This window comes from Streptomyces cavernae (genome assembly GCF_004023625.1).
Classification (GTDB): Bacteria; Actinomycetota; Actinomycetes; order Streptomycetales; family Streptomycetaceae; genus Streptomyces; species Streptomyces cavernae.
Genome location: NZ_RPDJ01000007.1, coordinates 213,073 through 230,828, shown reverse-complemented (window position 1 = coordinate 230,828; position 17,756 = coordinate 213,073). Strand labels below are relative to the sequence as shown.

The following is a 17,756-nucleotide window of genomic DNA, read 5'->3' as shown; positions in this document are numbered from 1 at the left end:
CGCCCGGTCGACGGCGACCGCGCGCCGGTAGGTGCTCGAGAGCAGACATCAGAAGCAGCACCTCGTGCTGCATGTCCCCGCGCCGGGCCCGGAACGGGGCGACCGGGACCGGGCCCGCGCCGCTTCCAGGTGCGCTACGGGCCCCGGCTTGCCGAGCGACGGGTCAGCCCCAGCGGTACCCGTCGCCGAGCAGCACGCCGTGCTCCAGCACGTCCTCCGCCGGGTCGTCGATCTGCCCGGCGTTGATCAGCCCGACCCGGGGGCCGTTGTGGGAGGCCGTGTTGGTTTCGTCGGCGTGCGCGGCCCCGGCCGGCAGCCAGCACATCATCGCCGCGGCCGGCACCCCGGTCAGCCAACGGGTCACGGCCCTCGCGCGCTCGTTCCTCATCGTCCAGCCCCTCACTCTTCGGTTCGACAGGTGATCGGACCCTGCGTCCACCCGTTCATCTGCAAAAACCGCTGTGAGGTCACGGCCGGTCAAAGGTACGAGATCAGTTGTGGCTGTGCAGGATGTCGTTCAGGCCGCCCCAGACCGCGTTGTTCGGACGGGCCTCGACGGTGCCGGTGACCGAGTTGCGGCGGAAGAGGATGTTGGAGGCTCCGGAGAGGTCGCGGGCCTTGACGATCTGGCCGTCGGGCATGGTGACCCTGGTGCCGGCCGTGACGTACAGGCCCGCCTCGACCACGCACTCGTCGCCGAGGGCGATACCCACGCCCGCCTCGGCGCCGACAAGGCAGCGCTCGCCGATGGTGATGCGGACGTTGCCGCCGCCGGAGAGGGTGCCCATGGTGGAGGCGCCGCCGCCGATGTCCGAGCCGTCGCCGACCACCACACCGGCCGAGATGCGGCCCTCGACCATCGAGGTGCCGAGCGTGCCCGCGTTGAAGTTGACGAAGCCCTCGTGCATCACGGTGGTGCCCTCGGCGAGGTGCGCGCCGAGGCGGACGCGGTCGGCGTCGGCGATCCGGACGCCCTTCGGGGCGACGTAGTCCGTCATGCGCGGGAACTTGTCGACCGACGTGACCTGCAGGTGCAGGCCCTCGGCGCGGGCGTTGAGCCGCACCTGCTCCAGGGTGTCCACCGCCACCGGGCCGAGGGAGGTCCAGGCGACGTTGGCGAGGTGGGCGAACAGGCCCTCCAGGTTGGCGCCGCGCGGCTTGACCAGGCGGTGCGAGAGCAGGTGGAGGCGCAGGTAGGCGTCGTGCGCGTCGATCGGCTTGTCGTCCAGCGAGGCGATGACCGTACGGACCGCGACCACTTCGACGTCCCGGCGCGCGTCCGGGCCGATCGCCTTCGCGGCACCCTCGCCCAGCAGCTCCACGGCCCGTTCGACGGACAGCCGCTCGGTACCGGCCGGGCCGGGGGCCTCGGCGGTCGCAGCGGACAGTTCGGGCGCGGGGTACCAGGTGTCGAGGACGGTGCCGTCGGCGGCGATGGTGGCGAGGCCTGCGGCGACGGCGCCGGTGGTGCGAGAAGCAGTCGTGTCGGTCATGGGGGAAACCTAACCGGCGGGGGGCCGTCCGGGCCAATGCCTGAGGGGGCCGTCTCAGAGAACGGGCGTGGGCCTCCTGCCCGGCGGTCCGCCGGGACGCTCGGGCGGCCCGCGCACCCCCGGGGCGCGGCCCGTCCGTGCTCGCGGGCCAGCCACGCTGCCCGGCCTCGTCGACCACCGCCCTGGTCACCACCGAGGTACCGATGGCGGCCTTGCCGTCCTCGTCGAGATGACGCAGACCGACGATCCGACAGGTCTCCGGGTCGAGGAGCCACTCGCCCGTCGGCCGCAAGGTGTCGGCGAATGGCTCACGCGGTGCGGCACACTCTCGGGGGCGGTCCCCGCTCAGGGAATCACCCGGTCCAGCACCTCCCGCGCGTACGCCTCGTCGTACGGCGTCCCCGTCAGCAGCACCTGCAGACAGATCCCGTCCAGCAGCGCCACCAGGGCCCGTGCGGTGACGGGGTCCGTGCGCCGGGCGAGCACGTCGGCGAGGCTCTCGCACCACTCGGCGGCCACGGGTCGCAGTGCGGGCCGGCGCAGTGCGGCGAGGTACAGCTCGTACTCGAGCTCGACGCTCGTGGGGTCCCCGGCCAGCCACTCGCCGAGCAGCGCGGCCAGTTCGCCGGCGAGGTCGGCCCGCTCGTCCTGCAGCGCGCCCCGCGCCGCCACGACCTTCGCGAAGCCCTCGCTGGCCTGGCGCAGTGCGGCGACCATCAGCTCGTCCAGGGTCGTGAAGTGGTACGTGGTCGAGCCCAGCGGGACGTCCGCCTCGGCGGCGACCGAGCGATGACTCAGGCCCGCGAGCCCCTTGGCGCCCACCACCCGGATCGCGGCGTCGATGATCCGCTGGCGTCGCTCGGGGTCGTACCGGCGGGCCATCAGTGCGCGCCCGCCAGGTTGAGCACGACGACCCCGCCGATGATCAGCGCGATCCCGGCGACCTTGGCGAGGCTCACGCCCTCGCCGAGGAAGACGATCCCGATGGTGGCGATGGCGGCGGTGCCGAACCCGGCCCAGATGGCGTACGCCGTGCCTACCGACACCGTCTTCAGCGTCTGCGCGAGGAGCGCGAAGGAGACGACGTACCCGAGCGCGGTGATCAGTGACGGCCACAACCGGCTGAACCCGTCGCTGTACTTCATGGTCGTGGTGGCGAGGACCTCCGCGGCGATCGCGCCGGCGAGCAGAACGTAACCCATGTGTACAAGAGTACACATCGATATGTACGGTCGTACACACGTCGCCGCGCACCCCTGCGTGCGCGCACGGAATCAGCAGCCCGGGTTGCTCGGCTCTCCTCCTGGAACACCGCTGTCACCGCTGGATTTACTGACCAGGCGCAGTACGTTCTCGTCCTCGGCAGTCAGGTGCCTGAGCCGGTCGCGGACCGCCACACCGGACGGCCCCAGGGCGACGAACGGTGCCGCCCTCTCCCGCAGCCCGCCCATCCATCCACCCCCCGCCCCCACACCGGTCGAAAAACCCCGCACCGCGCTCAACGACCGCCACAGGCAAAGGTCACACATTCGACCAAAGAACCTTCGTTCACCCCCACGGGGCCGCATGTGCCGCAGCCCGGACACTCACTCATATGCACCAGAAACACGCTCGTGCACAGACGACCACCAGCAGTTCACAACCCCCACGGCCGTCGGCGCTTCCACAGCCGTCGGCTCACAGGCCGCCGACGCCACCGCCGCCACCGACACCGACACCGACACCACGGACGCCGCCACGGACCGCACCGAGACCCCGGTCGCCTCCACCTCGCCGGTCACCGCGGTCACCGCGGTCACCGAGACCGTGGTCTCGGTACGGGTCCCCTCCCGCCCTCCGTCGGCAGCCACCCGTCCGGATTCGCCACCCGCCCGTGACACACGGGCCCGCCCCGCAAGACTCACCGGCCACCCATCGCAAAGGCGCACCGGCCACCCACCGCAAGACGAGAGGCCGCCCCACCGCAAACCGCGGAGGCCGCCCCCAAGGCCGGGCCGCCGCCTCACCTGCAGGCGAAACACCACAAGCCCGGCGTTGGCCGCGCCCGCCCCAACAGATCGATAACGTCCCCCAGTTCACACCGTCAAAGTGCTGATCCCACCCCACGGAGTCCACTACTGTTTCACCTATCAAGCACTCGGTTTTCACGGCCACAGCCGCCCGAGTGCTTGCTTTCGCTTCCTCTCGTGCCGCAAGCACATGACGAATCCGCGTTCGCCCCGGCGACGCTGGAGGAACCGCGCATGCCGAAAAAGAAGACCGGACCTTCCGGAGCCGCTCCGGACGAGAAGTCCGCCCCCGCCTCATTCCCAGGAGGTGCCTCGGGCCCGCCCCGCACGCACATCGCCGCCAGTCCGGCGGACCTGCGGCTCTTCGCGGAGCAGCGTCCGATGTCGTGGGAGACGGGCGAGGCCCCGGGCGGGGAGCGGATACCCGGGACGCGCCGGCTCTGGCTGGCCGGCGCGCTCGCCGGGGCGGTCATCATCGCCTGCGTCACCACCATCGCCCTGATGGACAACAGCGGTGACGACCCGTCGGAGAGCCGGAAGGGCCGCACTACGTCCGCGGGCGACGCGGTCGTCCCCAGTCCGAGCGTCACCGGCGGAACGGCCGGTTCCGGCGCCACCTCGGCCCCGGGCGGCAAGAGCGGTCTGTCCTCGCCGAACTCGAACTCCGCCGGCCCCGGCTCGAAGGGCTCCGCCTCGGACCCGTCCCGGAAGGGCGAGGGCTCCGGCTCCAAGACGTCGACCGATCCGTCCAAGCCGGCCGGCGAGCCCAGCAAGTCCTCCGGTTCCGGCTCGGGATCCGGGTCGGGTTCCGGCTCCGGATCGGGATCGGGATCGGGATCGGGCTCCTCGTCCAGCGGGACGTGGAAGTCCTTCCAGGCGGTCAACTACCCCGACCGTTACTGGCATCTGAGCAACGGCGTGGTCCGGCTCGACCCGGTGGGCGGCAGCGAGAGCAGGTCGGACTCCACCTTCAAGATCGTCTCCGGCCTCGACAGGTCGTCCTGCTACTCCTTCATGACGAAGGACGGCCGCTATCTGCGCCACCGGAACTTCGTGCTGCGCGCCGACCGCCACGACGGTTCGGACCTGTTCCGGAAGGACGCCACCTTCTGCCCGCAGCCGTCCGGGCACTCGGGCGCCGTGATGCTGGAGTCGGTGAACTACCCCGGCCGCATCCTGCGTCACAGGAACTTCGAGATGCGCCTGGACCCGTGGGGCTACAACACCACCAACCGGCCGGACTTCTCGTTCCGCATGGTGCAGGGCCTCGGCTGAGCGGAGCCGAACCAGCAGACGACTGTGGCCCCCGGCATAACGCCGGGGGCCACACGTGTCAGTTCCCAAGGACCGAACCTCAGAGGTCGGACAAACCTCAGACGTTGAACCCGAGCGCCCGAAGCTGCTCCCGCCCATCGTCGGTGATCTTGTCCGGCCCCCACGGCGGCATCCACACCCAGTTGATGCGGAGTTCGTTGACGAGGCCGTCCGTGGCGGACTTGGCCTGGTCCTCGATGACGTCCGTCAGCGGGCAGGCCGCCGAGGTCAGGGTCATGTCGACGGTCGCGATGTTCGCGTCGTCGACGTGGATGCCGTAGATCAGGCCGAGGTTGACGACGTCGATGCCCAGTTCGGGGTCGACGACGTCCATCAGTGCCTCGCGGAGCTCCTCCTCCGAGGCCGGCTTCATCTCGGCGGTCTGGGTGGTCTCACTCATCCGGTCTTCGCCTCCTCCGCGAAGGCCTGGGCCGTCGCGTCCTTCCATGCCATCCAGCTCAGCAGGGCACACTTCACCCGGGCCGGGTACTTGGACACCCCGGCGAACGCGACCGCGTCCTCCAGGATGTCCTCCATCGCGTCGTCCGGCTCGACACGGCCCTTGGACTGCATCAGCTCCAGGAAGGTCTCCTGGATCCTCCGCGCGTCCGCCAGATCCTTGCCGACCAGCAGCTCGTTCAGTACGGACGCGCTCGCCTGGCTGATCGAGCAGCCCTGGCCCTCGTACGAGACATCGCTGATGGTCGTTCCGTCGTACTTCACGCGCAGCGTGATCTCGTCACCGCACGTCGGGTTGACGTGGTGCACCTCGGCATCGCCATCTCTGAGACCACGCCCGTGGGGGTTCTTGTAGTGGTCCAGGATGACTTCCTGGTACATCGAATCAAGCTTCACGATTCCAGCACGCCCCTCAGCCGAAGAAGTTCCGTACGTGCTCGAGCCCGTCAGCCAGTGCGTCGATCTCGGCCGGCGTCGAGTACAGATAGAACGACGCCCGGGTGGTCGCAGGAATTCCGTAGCGCAGGCAGACCGGCCGCGCGCAGTGGTGGCCGACCCGGACCGCGATGCCCTGCTCGTCCAGGACCTGGCCCACGTCGTGCGGGTGGATGTCGCCGAGCGTGAACGAGATCGCCGCACCGCGGTCCTCGGCCGTCGTCGGGCCGATGATCCTCAGGTCGGGGACCTCGATCAGCTTCCGCACCGCGTACTCGGTGAGCGCGTGCTCATGGGCGAGGATCTTGTCCATGCCGATGGACGACAGGTAGTCGATGGCCGCTCCCAGACCGACCGCCTGCGCGATCGGCGGGGTGCCCGCCTCGAACTTGTGCGGCGCGGGAGCGTACGTCGACGAATGCATCGACACGGTCTCGATCATCTCGCCGCCGCCGAGGAACGGGGGCAGGTCCTCGAGGAGTTCCTGGCGGCCCCACAGCACACCGATGCCCGTCGGTCCGCACATCTTGTGGCCGGTGAAGGCCACGAAGTCGGCCTGGAGGGCCTGGACGTCGAGGGGCATGTGCGGCGCGGCCTGCGAGGCGTCGATCAGTACCAGCGCGCCGACCTCCTGCGCCCGGCGCACTATCGCCTCGACCGGGTTGACCGTGCCGAGGATGTTCGACACCAGCACAAAGGAGACGATCTTCGTCTTCTCCGTGATGATCTCGTCGATGTTCGACAGGTCGAGCCGGCCGTCGTCCGTGAGGCCGAACCACTTCAGCTTCGCGCCCGTGCGCTGCGACAGCAGCTGCCACGGCACGATGTTGGAGTGGTGCTCCATCTCGGTGATGACGATCTCGGTCTCGTGGTCCACCCGGTAGGGCTCGTCGGCCCAGCCGAGCATGTTGGCCACGAGGTTGAGGGATTCGGAGGCGTTCTTGGTGAAGATCACCTCGTCGCGGCTGGGCGCGTTGATGAACGCGGCGACCTTGTCCCGAGCACCTTCGTACAGCGCCGTGGCCTCCTCGGCGAGCACATGCACACCGCGGTGGACGTTGGCGTTGTAGCGCTCGTAGTACTCGCTCAGGGCGTCCAGTACCTGGCGCGGCTTCTGCGAGGTCGCCGCGTTGTCCAGGTACACGAGCTTCTTGCCGTCGTGGACCAGCCGGTCCAGGACGGGGAAGTCCTTACGGATCGCCTCGGTGTCGAGGAGGCCCGGCAGAGTCGTCACGCGGATGCGCCACCCTTCACGTATGCCTCGTAGCCCTCGTTCTCCAGCTTGTCCGCGAGCTCGGGGCCGCCGGACTCGGCGATCCGGCCGCCCGCGAAGACGTGGACGTGGTCGGGCTTGATGTAGCGCAGGATGCGCGTGTAGTGGGTGATGAGCAGGGTGCCCACCTCGCCGGTCTCGCGGACGCGGTTGACGCCCTCGGAGACGACCCGCAGCGCGTCGACGTCGAGGCCGGAGTCGGTCTCGTCGAGGATCGCGATCTTCGGCTTGAGCAGTTCGAGCTGGAGGATCTCGTGGCGCTTCTTCTCACCGCCGGAGAAGCCCTCGTTGACGTTGCGCTCGGCGAAGGAGGGGTCCATGTTGAGGCGCTGCATGGCCTCCTTGACCTCCTTCACCCAGGTGCGCAGCTTGGGGGCCTCGCCGCGGATGGCGGTGGCGGAGGTGCGCAGGAAGTTGGACACCGAAACGCCGGGGACCTCGACCGGGTACTGCATGGCGAGGAACAGTCCGGCGCGGGCGCGCTCGTCGACGGACATCTCCAGGACGTCCTCACCGTCGAGGGTGACGCTGCCGCTGGTGATCGTGTACTTGGGGTGACCCGCGAGGGAGTAGGCGAGGGTCGACTTGCCCGAGCCGTTGGGGCCCATGATGGCGTGCGTCTCGCCCTGCTTCACGGTGAGGTCGACGCCCTTGAGGATCTCCTTCGTGGCGTTGTCGGCCTCGACGGTGACGTGCAGGTCTCGGATTTCAAGCGTTGCCATGGGTGCCTCAGGACTCCTGGGTGAGGGAGACGAGCACGTCGTCCCCTTCGATCTTGACGGGGTATACGGGGACGGGGCGCGTCGCCGGGAGGGCGTCGGGCTTGCCCGAGCGGAGGTCGAAGCGCGAGCCGTGCAGCCAGCACTCGATGTGGCAGTCGTCGACCTCGCCCTCGGACAGGGAGACGTTCGCGTGCGAGCAGATGTCGTGGATGGCGAACACCTCGCCCTCGGTCTGCACGATGGACATCGGCGTGCCGTCGAGTTCCACCCGCTTCGGGGTGTCCTCCTCGAGCTCGCCCAGCCCGCAGACGCGTACGAACGCCGATGATTCAGTCATGCGACCGAGGCCTCCAGCTCTTCCTCGATCTTGGCGATGAGGCGCTCCTCGATGTCCTGGACACCGATCTGCTGGACCAGCTCGGCGAAGAAGCCGCGGACCACCAGGCGCCGGGCCTCGTGCTCCGGGATGCCGCGGGCCATCAGGTAGAAGAGCTGCTCGTCGTCGAAGCGGCCGGTGGCGGACGCGTGGCCGGCGCCGACGATCTCGCCGGTCTCGATCTCGAGGTTCGGTACGGAGTCGACGCGGGCGCCGTCGGTCAGCACCAGGTTGCGGTTCATCTCGTAGGTGTCGGTGCCCTCGGCCTTTGCCTCGATGAGGACGTCACCGATCCACACGGCGTGTGCTTCGTCGCCCTGGAGTGCGCCCTTGTAGGCGACGTTGGACTTGCAGTGCGGGGTGTTGTGGTCGACGAGGAGGCGGTGCTCCTGGTGCTGGCCGGCGTCGGTGAAGTAGAGGCCGAAGAGCTCGGCCTCACCGCCGGGGCCGGCGTACTTCACGCGCGGGTGGAGGCGTACGACGTCGCCGCCGAACGTGACGACGATCGACTTGAAGCTCGCGTCCCGGCCGACCAGTGCGTTGTGCTGGGCCACGTGCACGGCCTTCTCGTCCCAGTCCTGGACGGAGACGACGGTCAGCTTGGCGCCGTCGCCGAGGATGTAGTCGACGTTGGCGGCGAGCACCGCGTCACCGGTGTGGTCGATGACGACGACGGCCTCGGCGAAGGCGCCCAGCTCGACGACCTGGTGGCCGTAGGCGACCCCGCCCTCGCCGTGCACGGCGATCCGGATCGGCTCGCTGAGCACGGTCTCCTTGGGGACGGTGACCACGCCGGCCTTCTCGAACGCCGAGTAGGCCTGGGCGGCGATTCGGTCCACCGGGGTGCCGGCCTTGCCCAGGCGCGGGTCGTCCCGGCCGACGGTCTCGACGACGACGCCCTCGGGGGCCTCGACGTCGACCTTCACGCCGGTGCCGGTGGCGACGGCGGTGCCGTCGTGCAGTCCGCGCAGCCGCTGAAGCGGGGTGAACCGCCACTCCTCCTCGCGGCCGTGCGGCACGGGGAAGTCCGCCACGTCGAAGGACGGCGGCGCGCTCATGCGCGTGGCGACGGTCGACTCGGCCGCGACGGCGATCGAGCCGGCGGTGGTGGAGCCCACCGGTAGGGGTCCCCCCTGCACGAGCGGCGTCGAGTGCTTGGGGGAGTTCTGAGCCTCAGCCATGGCTGTCGGTCTGCTCTCTTCCTCAGTTCGGTTGCGATCTTCGGCCCGCCCTGGATCGGGCGGGCCACCAGCTGCGGGGCAGGGCGGCGGTCAGCCGACCGCGCCCTCCATCTGCAGCTCGATCAGCCGGTTGAGCTCCAGCGCGTACTCCATCGGCAGCTCCTTGGCGATCGGCTCGACGAAGCCACGCACGATCATCGCCATCGCCTCGTCCTCGGAGAGGCCGCGGCTCATCAGGTAGAAGAGCTGGTCCTCGGAGACCTTGGAGACGGTCGCCTCGTGCCCCATGGACACGTCGTCCTCGCGGACGTCGACGTACGGGTAGGTGTCGGACCGCGAGATCGTGTCGACGAGCAGTGCGTCGCACAGCACGTTCGACTTGGCGCCCGGGGCACCCTCACCGATCTCGATCAGACCGCGGTAGGAGGTACGGCCACCGCCGCGCGCCACCGACTTGGAGACGATGTTGGACGACGTGTTCGGCGCCATGTGGACCATCTTTGCGCCGGCGTCCTGGTGCTGACCCTCGCCCGCGAAGGCGATGGACAGGGTCTCGCCCTTGGCGTGCTCGCCCATCAGGTAGACGGCGGGGTACTTCATCGTCACCTTGGAGCCGATGTTGCCGTCGACCCACTCCATGGTCGCGCCCTCGTAGGCGACGGCGCGCTTGGTGACCAGGTTGTAGACGTTGTTCGACCAGTTCTGGATGGTCGTGTAGCGGCAGCGGGCGTTCTTCTTGACGATGATCTCGACGACCGCGGAGTGCAGTGAGTCCGACTTGTAGATCGGGGCGGTGCAGCCCTCGACGTAGTGCACGTAGGCGCCCTCGTCGACGATGATCAGGGTCCGCTCGAACTGGCCCATGTTCTCCGTGTTGATGCGGAAGTAGGCCTGCAGCGGGATCTCGACGTGCACGCCCTTCGGCACGTAGATGAACGAGCCGCCGGACCACACTGCGGTGTTCAGGGCCGCGAACTTGTTGTCACCCGCGGGGATGACGGTTCCGAAATACTCCTTGAAGAGCTCCGGGTGCTCCTTCAGCGCGGTGTCGGTGTCGAGGAAGATGACGCCCTGCTCCTCCAGGTCCTCGCGGATCTGGTGGTAGACGACCTCCGACTCGTACTGGGCGGCGACACCGGCGACGAGGCGCTGCTTCTCCGCCTCCGGGATGCCCAGCTTGTCGTAGGTGTTCTTGATGTCCTCGGGCAGGTCCTCCCAGGACTCCGCCTGCTTCTCCGTGGAGCGCACGAAGTACTTGATGTTGTCGAAGTCGATGCCCGACAGGTCCGAGCCCCAGTTCGGCATGGGCTTCTTCTCGAAGAGCCTCAGGCCCTTCAGGCGCAGCTTGGTCATCCACTCCGGCTCCGACTTCTTGCCGGAGATGTCGCGGACGACCTCTTCGTTCAGGCCGCGCCTGGCTGAAGCGCCGGCGGTGTCGGAGTCGGCCCAGCCGTATTCGTACTTGCCCAGACCCTCGAGTTCAGGGTGGGCAGTCTCCGTGGGGAGAGTCATGCGGGGTTCCTCCCGGCCGTGCTTGCAGAAGTGTTGTGGGTGGTCCTGGAAATCTTCGGGCTCGCGGCTGTGGGCGTCTTCCCGGCCTTGTGGTCGGCCGTGTGCTCGACCTTGGGGATGAACGTCGTGCAGACGCCGTCGCCGTGGGCGATCGTCGCCAGCCGCTGCACATGTGTACCGAGCAGTTGGGCGAAAAATTCCGTCTCCGCCTCGCACAGCTGCGGGAACTGCTCGGCGACGTGGGCGACCGGGCAGTGGTGCTGGCACAGCTGCTCGCCCTTGTGCGGGAGGGGCGCGCTGCGCGCCGTAGCAGCGTACCCGTCCGCACTGAGCGCCTTGGCCAGGGCTTCGGTGCGCTCCTCCGGGGCGGCGGCCTCGACGGCCGCGCGGTACGCCACCGTCTGGGCGGCGATCCTGGCGCGCGCGAAGGCGACGACTGCCTCGTCGCCGCCGAACTGCTCCTGGATCCAGCGCATCGCGTCCACGGCGAGCTTGTCGTAGGACTGGTCGAACGCGTCTCGCCCGCAGTCGGTGAGGGCGAACACCTTGGCGGGCCGCCCGCGCGTACGCGCGCCGTAGACGCGCTGCTCACGAGGTGCCACGACGTCGTCCGCGACGAGTGCGTCGAGGTGACGCCGTACGGCCGCCGGGGTGAGTCCGAGCCGGCCGGCGAGTTCGGTGACGGTCGACGGGCCGTGATCCAGGATGGACCGCGCGACCCGGTTGCGCGTCGAGCGCTCACCGGTCGCGAGTTCCTCCTGCGGGGCTCCCGTGGGAGCCTCCTGAGCCTCGCCGACGTTTTTCACAACGCCATTGTTGCGTAATTCCTCAGACAGCGGCAAGCCGCGCCCGGACGCCCGATGGTGCCGTGCATCACTTAGGCATACCTAAGCTGACCTGCAGAGATGATCTTTGATCGATCAGACGTCGGGCCTGGCGCGGCGTGGGGGGAACAACCCCGCACCCTGGCGCCCCCGACCCGCCCCCCAGCACGCCCGCCCACGTCCCTAGACTTGGCGCCCATGCGAAGTGAGCCCGTGGTCCAGGTAGAAGGTCTGGTCAAGCGATACGGGAAGAAGACCTCGAAGACCGCGGTGGACGGCCTCCGCCTGGTGGCCCAGGCGGGTGTCACCGCCGTACTCGGGCCGAACGGCGCGGGCAAGACGACGACCGTGGAGATCTGCGAGGGCTACCGCAGGCCGGACTCCGGCACCGTCCGCGTCCTCGGCCTCGACCCGTTCCGCGAGGGCCCCGCACTGCGTCCCCGGATCGGCGTGATGCTCCAGTCCGGCGGGGTCTACTCGGGCGCCCGCGCCGACGAGATGCTCCGCCACGTCGCCAGGCTGCACGCCCATCCCCTGGACGTGGACGCGCTCATCGAGCGCCTCGGCCTCGGCTCCTGCGGCCGCACCACCTACCGGCGGCTCTCCGGTGGCCAGCAGCAGCGCCTGGCGCTCGCGATGGCCATCGTCGGACGCCCCGAGCTGGTCTTCCTCGACGAGCCGACCGCCGGCCTGGACCCCCAGGCCCGCCACGCGACCTGGGACCTGGTACGCGACCTGCGGTCCGACGGCGTCTCGGTGATCCTGACCACCCACCACATGGACGAGGCGGAGACACTCGCGGACGACGTGGCGATCATCGACGCGGGCCGGGTGATCGTCCAGGGCTCCCCGGAGGAGCTGTGCCGCGGCGGCGCGGAGAACACCCTGCGCTTCTCCGGCCGCCCCGGCCTCGACTGCGGCTCCCTGCTCAAGGCGCTCCCGGCGGACTGCACGGCGGCGGAGATGGCCCCGGGCTCGTACCGGGTGACCGGCAAGGTCGATCCCCAGCTGCTGGCCACGGTCACCACCTGGTGCGCCCAGCACGGGGTGATGCCCGAGAAGATATCGGTCGAACGCCACACCCTCGAAGACGTGTTCCTGGAGCTGACCGGCAAGGAGTTGCGCTCATGACCGCGGCCCGCACGGCGTTCTGCCGGGGGTCCGGGGGTCGCCCCCCGGGAAAACACAGCCTGGAGCTGACCGGCAAGGAGTTGCGCTCATGACCGCGGCCCGCACGGCGTTCTGCCGGGGGTCCGGGGGTCGCCCCCCGGGAAAACACAGCCTGGAGCCGACCGGCAAGGAGTTGCACGGATGAGCGCCGGTAGTGGTACGTACGCGCCGAAGCCGGGGGCGGCCCCGCTGCCCCGCATGATCGCGGCGCAGGCGGCCCTGGAGACCAGGATGCTGCTGCGCAACGGCGAGCAGCTGTTGCTGACGGTGGTCATCCCCACCCTGCTGCTGGTCCTGTTCAGCGCGGTGGACATCGTCGACACCGGCGAGGGCGAGGCCGTCGACTTCCTGGCGCCCGGCATCCTGGCGCTCGCCGTGTTGTCGACCGCGTTCACCGGGCAGGCCATCGCGACCGGCTTCGAGCGGCGCTACGGGGTCCTCAAGCGGCTCGCGTCCTCACCGCTCCCCCGCTGGGGCCTGATGGCCGCGAAGACGGCGTCCGTGCTGGTCACCGAGGTCCTCCAGATCGTGCTACTGACGGTGATCGCGTTCGCGCTGGGCTGGTCCCCGCACGGAAACCCCTTCTCCGTCCTCCTGCTGCTGGTCCTCGGCACGGCGGCCTTCTCCGGACTCGGACTGCTGATGGCCGGCACGCTGAAGGCGGAGGCGACGTTGGCCGCCGCGAACCTGGTCTTCATCCTGCTGCTGGTCGGCGGCGGGGTGATCGTCCCGTTGGACAAGTTCCCGGACGCCGCCCGAGCAGTGCTCGGCCTGCTGCCGATCGCGGCCCTCTCGGACGGGCTCAGGGACGTGCTGCAGCACGGGGCGGGAGTGCCCTGGCGGGAGCTCGGGATCCTGGCCGTGTGGGCGGTCGCGGGGCTCTCGGCCGCGGCGAAGCTCTTCCGCTGGGAGTAGCGGCGGACCAGGGACGACGGGGGTGGGCGGGGGCCTCGTGAAGCCGTGCACAAGCGGCGGCCTACGATGGTGGGCGTGCCAGAGCTGACCCCCGCGGACGCGGCACGCGCCGCACGCAACCCCCTCGCCTTCATCGCCGACCGCTGGACGCCGACGCCGCGGACCGTTCGGCGGGCGGCCCTCGCCGCCCTCGTCATGGCGGTGGTCATCGTGGGCACCGGCGGTGCCGTCCGGCTCACCGGGTCCGGACTCGGCTGCCCGACCTGGCCCAAGTGCACCGAGGACTCGCTCACCGCCACCCGTGAGATGGGCCTGCACGGCGTCATCGAGTTCGGCAACCGCATGCTGACGTACGTGCTCTGCGCCGCGGTCGGCTGGGCGATCATCGCCGCCCGCTCCGTGAAGCCCTGGCCGCGGGGCCTCACCCGGCTGGGCTGGGCGCAGTTCTGGATCGTCATGGGCAACGCGGTGCTCGGCGGGATCGTGGTCCTGGTCGGTCTCAACCCGTACACGGTCGCCGCCCACTTCATGCTGACGTCGGCCCTGATCACGGTCGCCGTGCTGATGTGGCAGCGCACCCGTGAGGGGGACGGGGCACCGCGTCCGCTGGTCGGCACGGCGGTGCGGCAGCTGGTGTGGTTCCTGATCGCCGCGTCCGTGCTGCTGATAGCGGTGGGCACGGTGGTCACCGGCGCGGGCCCGCACGCGGGAAGCTCAAGCGAGGTCGAGCGCATGCCGGTGGACTGGGAGACCGTCAGCAAGCTGCACGCCGTGCTGGCCTGGATCGTGGTGACGCTGACCTTCGCCCTGTGGTTCGTCCTGAAGGCAGTCGACGCGCCACCGGAGCCGCTGCGGCGCACCCGCGACCTGTTCCTGATCCTGCTCGCCCAGGGTGCCATCGGCTACGTCCAGTACTTCACCGAGCTGCCGGAGATCCTGGTCGGCCTGCACATGCTGGGCTCGGCCCTGATGTGGATCGCGTTGCTGCGCGTCCAGCTCGCGCTGCGCGAACGCCCGTACGACACCACGGAAGTGCCGCGTCCGGCGACGGAGTCCGCGGCGGCCACGCACGCCTTGAGCTGACCGACCCGCTACTCGCGCGTTGAGCGAACCGACCCGCCACGCGCGCGTTGACAGACCCGCCACGCCAGGCGAGGTGCCCCGCCACTCGCGCGTGACCTCCCCGGGCCGGGTCACCCCTCCCCGTCCAGCCCGTACACCCGCCGCGCGTTCTCCGCAGCGATCATGCCCGCCACGCGTTGTGCGTCGCCGAGGGACCACGCCCCCTCGGCGACCCAGTTGCCGAGCAGGCGCGCGAGTGCCTCGCGGAACAGATGGGCGCCCACGACGTGCAGTTCCGGCAGACCGTGCGCGCCGCTGGAGAAGAGGAGCTTGCCGAAGGGCGCGAGTTCCAGGATCTCCGCGAGGACGGCCGCCGCCCGCGCGCCCGTGCGGACCAGTGCCGCGCCCAGGTCGGCGTGGACATGGGGGAAGACCCCGGCGAGATGGGCCGCGTGACGGTGGTACGGGTAGCCGTGCAGCAGGACCAGATCGGTGCCGAGTCCGGCGGTGGCCCGGGCGAAGTCGGTGAGCAGCACGGGATCGGTGCGGTCGATGCGCAGTCCCGGTTCGCCGAGGCCGGCGTGGAGCTGGAGGGGCAGGCCGGAGGCCACGGCCATCCACAGCAGGTGCCGCAGCAGGACCGGGTCGCTCAGGGTGCCGCCCACGCTGCGCCCGGCCAGCCAGCGGCCCGCCGCGCCCCGCACCTCACCGGGGCCGGGCGGCTCCGGCGCGAGCGCGAGCCCGTGCCGTACGCCCGCCACCGAGGTGAAGGCGACGGCGTTCGCGGCGGCCCCGTGCAGCGACTCGGCGAGGTTGGCGAGGAACGACTCGACCGTGCCCGAGGTGTCGGCGACCTGCTCCGCGAGCTGCTCCAGCCGGACGATCTCGTGTGCCGCGGCGTCCCCGTCCGAGGCCATCTCACGGTGGCCGGTGAGATCGCCGGGCAGCCCCGTGTCGACGAGGTAGGTCGTGATGCCGCTGCCGCGCAGCAGCAGCCGGCTCGCCTCCAGGGCGCCCAGCTCCCGCCGCCGGGCGAGATAACGGGCCGGCGGACAGTGTGGCTCCAGACCGAGCAGGGGCGGACACCAGCGGCGTACCGCGAAGCCGGTCTGCGTGTCGAAGAGGGTGGTGCCCGCCGCGGGCGGCCCCTCCGTGCGCGCGAGGTGGGCCTCGAACGTGCCGAGGCCCAGCTCCGTACGAAGCACCCCGTGGCAGTACTGATCCACCAGGGCGGGCGTTTCGATCATCCGGACTCCCCGTCGCTGGACCGCGCTCCCTACGGTCCTAACGGGTGAGACCGCCCTCAGGTGTTGCTGGGTCCTCCGAGCTGGATCCCGGCCATCCGCGACCACTCGTACGGACCGGTCCTCACCTTGGCGGCGAAGTCACCGTCGAAGGACTCGTGAACGGTGATCCCGGCCTTCTGCACGGCCTGATCGGCGATCGCCTGGCTGGGCGCCACGAGGTCGCCCCAGCCGCCGTCCACACCGACGAGCACGATCCGGACGCCGCGTCGTCCGATGTACGCGACCTGCGCCTCGGCACCGCCGTGCGCCTTGGCGAAGGCACCGATCTGCTGGGCGAGCCTGGCGGCCCGGCGCTCGTCCCTGGCCGCCTGCCTGGCGCCGTCTGCCTGCTGGGTTTCTGCCATACCGGGATGCTACCGACGGGTAGATCGCCTGGCGAGAGCAGGCCCCTGTGACGTACGTCAGCGCAGGAACGGGTCCACCGCCACCGCCACGAACAGCAGTGACACATAGGTGATGGACCAGTGGAACAGGCGCATCTCCTTGAGCTTGGCGCCCGTCGTGCCGTCCTTGGCGCGGTTTTGCAGCGCGTGCGCCTCCCAGAGCCACCAGCCGCCCGTGACGAGGGCGACCGCCGTGTAGAACCAGCCGGTGTACCCGAGCGGCGTGAGCAGCAGCGAGACGGCGACCATCACCCAGCTGTAGATCACGATCTGCCGGGCGACCACCTTGTTGGAGGCGATGACCGGAAGCATCGGCACACCCACGCGCGCGTAGTCCTCCTTCACCTTCATGGACAGCGGCCAGTAGTGCGGCGGCGTCCAGAAGAAGATGACGAGGAAGAGGATGACCGCGGCCCACGACATGGAGTCGGTGACGGCGGACCAGCCGATCAGTACCGGCATGCAGCCTGCGATGCCGCCCCACACGATGTTCTGCGACGTACGCCGCTTGAGGATCATCGTGTAGACGACGACGTAGAAGAGCAGCGCTCCGAGCGACAGGCATGCGGACAGCCAGTTGACGAGCAGACCGAACCACATCGTGGAGACCACCGCGAGGATGAGGCCGAAGACCAGGCCCTCGCGCGGCGAGACCATGCCCGTCACCAGCGGCCGCTGTGACGTACGCGCCATGAGCGCGTCGATGTCCCGGTCGATGTACATGTTGAGCGCGTTGGCGCCGCCCGCCGAGAGGTAGCCGCCGATGCACGTGGCCAGCACCAGCCAGAGGTCCGGTACGCCCTGCTCGGCCAGGAACATCACCGGGACCGTGGTGATCAGCAGAAGCTCGATGATCCGCGGCTTGGTCAACGCCACGAACGCTTTGACACGGGCCCCAAACGGCCGCTGGCCCCGGCTGCTGCTCGATGCGAGCACTCCCGGTGGACGGGATTCGACGGCCGTCACGCACACCCCTGACACAGACATCCCAGCGAGCACCGGGTGTGAACACCCGGTAAAGGCTCGCGCGTACCACGCCACTCTAGACGTTGCCCAGACCCGCCTTCGCGGGGGGGGTGGCCGTGTTGGGAGAGGCGGCCGGGACGGCGCGCGCGGACGCGCCGGAGGGGAACACGCGGGCCGCATTGAGCACTCCGATCAACCGCTGCGTATTCCATGGCCGAAACCCAGAACGACGCTCGGAGATCCATCAGAAGGGGCCTCACCCGGTGGCGGGAGGCGGATCGCCGACAGTCCGGCAGTCTGGGACGACTCGAAAAAACGCGCGTACTCACAGGGGTAGGCTCGACAACGGCCGGTG

General features: G+C 69.8%; 20 protein-coding genes. 4 read left to right on the top strand and 16 right to left on the bottom strand.

Annotation, left to right across the window (positions count from 1 at the left end):
* Positions 1 to 163: 163 nt before the first annotated feature.
* From EF387_RS19485 to EF387_RS19465, 5 genes are all read right to left on the bottom strand, one after another.
* Entirely contained in the window at positions 164 to 388 is a 225-nt protein-coding gene (locus EF387_RS19485) for a hypothetical protein (protein ID WP_128377854.1), read from the bottom strand.
* A 103-nt stretch (positions 389 to 491) separates the two neighbouring features.
* Positions 492 to 1,493: a 2,3,4,5-tetrahydropyridine-2,6-dicarboxylate N-succinyltransferase gene (gene dapD, locus EF387_RS19480; protein ID WP_128377853.1), complete on the bottom strand. Its 1,002-nt coding sequence runs from the start codon at positions 1,491 to 1,493 to the stop codon at positions 492 to 494.
* 345 nt (positions 1,494 to 1,838) lie between these two features.
* Positions 1,839 to 2,375 carry a TetR/AcrR family transcriptional regulator gene (locus tag EF387_RS19475; RefSeq protein ID WP_128377852.1) on the bottom strand — a complete coding sequence of 179 codons (537 nt, stop codon included), beginning with the start codon at positions 2,373 to 2,375 and terminating at the stop codon, positions 1,839 to 1,841.
* The gene (locus EF387_RS19470; RefSeq protein WP_128377851.1) at positions 2,375 to 2,695 is read right to left on the bottom strand and encodes a DMT family transporter; all 321 of its coding nucleotides are present in this window, start codon (positions 2,693 to 2,695) and stop codon (positions 2,375 to 2,377) included. The genes EF387_RS19475 and EF387_RS19470 overlap by 1 nt, the downstream gene beginning before the upstream one ends.
* 384 nt (positions 2,696 to 3,079) lie before the next feature.
* Entirely contained in the window at positions 3,080 to 3,343 is a 264-nt protein-coding gene (locus EF387_RS19465; protein WP_128377850.1) for a hypothetical protein, read from the bottom strand.
* Between the two features lie 393 nt (positions 3,344 to 3,736).
* On the opposite strand from EF387_RS19465, the gene EF387_RS19460 reads away from it, so the two are divergent.
* Positions 3,737 to 4,777 carry an AbfB domain-containing protein gene (locus EF387_RS19460; protein WP_238431593.1) on the top strand — a complete coding sequence of 347 codons (1,041 nt, stop codon included), beginning with the start codon at positions 3,737 to 3,739 and terminating at the stop codon, positions 4,775 to 4,777.
* 97 nt (positions 4,778 to 4,874) lie between these two features.
* Here EF387_RS19460 and EF387_RS19455 read toward each other — a convergent pair whose 3' ends face one another.
* From EF387_RS19455 to EF387_RS19420, 8 genes are all read right to left on the bottom strand, one after another.
* A complete protein-coding gene (locus EF387_RS19455; RefSeq protein WP_128377849.1) occupies positions 4,875 to 5,216 on the bottom strand; it encodes a metal-sulfur cluster assembly factor in 342 nt (113 codons plus the stop codon).
* Positions 5,213 to 5,671 (bottom strand): Fe-S cluster assembly sulfur transfer protein SufU, encoded by a 459-nt coding sequence (gene sufU / locus EF387_RS19450; protein ID WP_128377848.1) that lies wholly within the window; start codon positions 5,669 to 5,671, stop codon positions 5,213 to 5,215. Before sufU ends, EF387_RS19455 begins: the two co-directional genes overlap by 4 nt.
* A gap of 16 nt (positions 5,672 to 5,687) precedes the next feature.
* Positions 5,688 to 6,944, bottom strand: coding sequence for a cysteine desulfurase (locus EF387_RS19445; RefSeq protein ID WP_128377847.1), 1,257 nt, complete (start codon positions 6,942 to 6,944; stop codon positions 5,688 to 5,690).
* Entirely contained in the window at positions 6,941 to 7,705 is a 765-nt protein-coding gene (gene sufC / locus EF387_RS19440; protein ID WP_128377846.1) for a Fe-S cluster assembly ATPase SufC, read from the bottom strand. The genes EF387_RS19445 and sufC overlap by 4 nt, the downstream gene beginning before the upstream one ends.
* 7 nt (positions 7,706 to 7,712) lie before the next feature.
* On the bottom strand, positions 7,713 to 8,042 hold the full coding sequence (locus EF387_RS19435; RefSeq protein ID WP_128377845.1) for a non-heme iron oxygenase ferredoxin subunit: 330 nt from the start codon (positions 8,040 to 8,042) through the stop codon (positions 7,713 to 7,715).
* On the bottom strand, positions 8,039 to 9,262 hold the full coding sequence (gene sufD / locus EF387_RS19430; protein ID WP_128377844.1) for a Fe-S cluster assembly protein SufD: 1,224 nt from the start codon (positions 9,260 to 9,262) through the stop codon (positions 8,039 to 8,041). The genes EF387_RS19435 and sufD overlap by 4 nt, the downstream gene beginning before the upstream one ends.
* A 90-nt stretch (positions 9,263 to 9,352) precedes the next feature.
* Positions 9,353 to 10,774: a Fe-S cluster assembly protein SufB gene (gene sufB / locus EF387_RS19425; protein WP_128377843.1), complete on the bottom strand. Its 1,422-nt coding sequence runs from the start codon at positions 10,772 to 10,774 to the stop codon at positions 9,353 to 9,355.
* Positions 10,771 to 11,580 carry a helix-turn-helix transcriptional regulator gene (locus EF387_RS19420; protein WP_128377842.1) on the bottom strand — a complete coding sequence of 270 codons (810 nt, stop codon included), beginning with the start codon at positions 11,578 to 11,580 and terminating at the stop codon, positions 10,771 to 10,773. The genes sufB and EF387_RS19420 overlap by 4 nt, the downstream gene beginning before the upstream one ends.
* Positions 11,581 to 11,796: 216 nt before the next feature.
* Between EF387_RS19420 and EF387_RS19415 the strand changes: the two genes are divergently transcribed.
* The 3 genes from EF387_RS19415 (at position 11,797) to EF387_RS19405 (ending at position 14,766) form a co-directional block, all read left to right on the top strand.
* Positions 11,797 to 12,729, top strand: a complete 933-nt coding sequence (locus EF387_RS19415) for an ABC transporter ATP-binding protein (protein WP_128377841.1) — start codon at positions 11,797 to 11,799, stop codon at positions 12,727 to 12,729.
* Between the two features lie 180 nt (positions 12,730 to 12,909).
* Entirely contained in the window at positions 12,910 to 13,683 is a 774-nt protein-coding gene (locus tag EF387_RS19410; RefSeq protein WP_128377840.1) for an ABC transporter permease, read from the top strand.
* A gap of 66 nt (positions 13,684 to 13,749) precedes the next feature.
* Positions 13,750 to 14,766, top strand: coding sequence for a COX15/CtaA family protein (locus EF387_RS19405; protein WP_128377839.1), 1,017 nt, complete (start codon positions 13,750 to 13,752; stop codon positions 14,764 to 14,766).
* A 110-nt stretch (positions 14,767 to 14,876) separates the two neighbouring features.
* Here the strand turns inward: EF387_RS19405 and EF387_RS19400 are convergent, their stop codons facing one another.
* From EF387_RS19400 to EF387_RS19390, 3 genes are read right to left on the bottom strand one after another with little or no spacing between them, the layout of a single operon-like run.
* Positions 14,877 to 15,992 (bottom strand): amidohydrolase family protein, encoded by a 1,116-nt coding sequence (locus EF387_RS19400; protein WP_128377838.1) that lies wholly within the window; start codon positions 15,990 to 15,992, stop codon positions 14,877 to 14,879.
* Between the two features lie 56 nt (positions 15,993 to 16,048).
* On the bottom strand, positions 16,049 to 16,396 hold the full coding sequence (locus EF387_RS19395; protein WP_128377837.1) for a hypothetical protein: 348 nt from the start codon (positions 16,394 to 16,396) through the stop codon (positions 16,049 to 16,051).
* Positions 16,397 to 16,453: 57 nt separating this feature from the next.
* On the bottom strand, positions 16,454 to 17,401 hold the full coding sequence (locus EF387_RS19390; protein WP_128377836.1) for a heme o synthase: 948 nt from the start codon (positions 17,399 to 17,401) through the stop codon (positions 16,454 to 16,456).
* Positions 17,402 to 17,756: the final 355 nt, after the last annotated feature.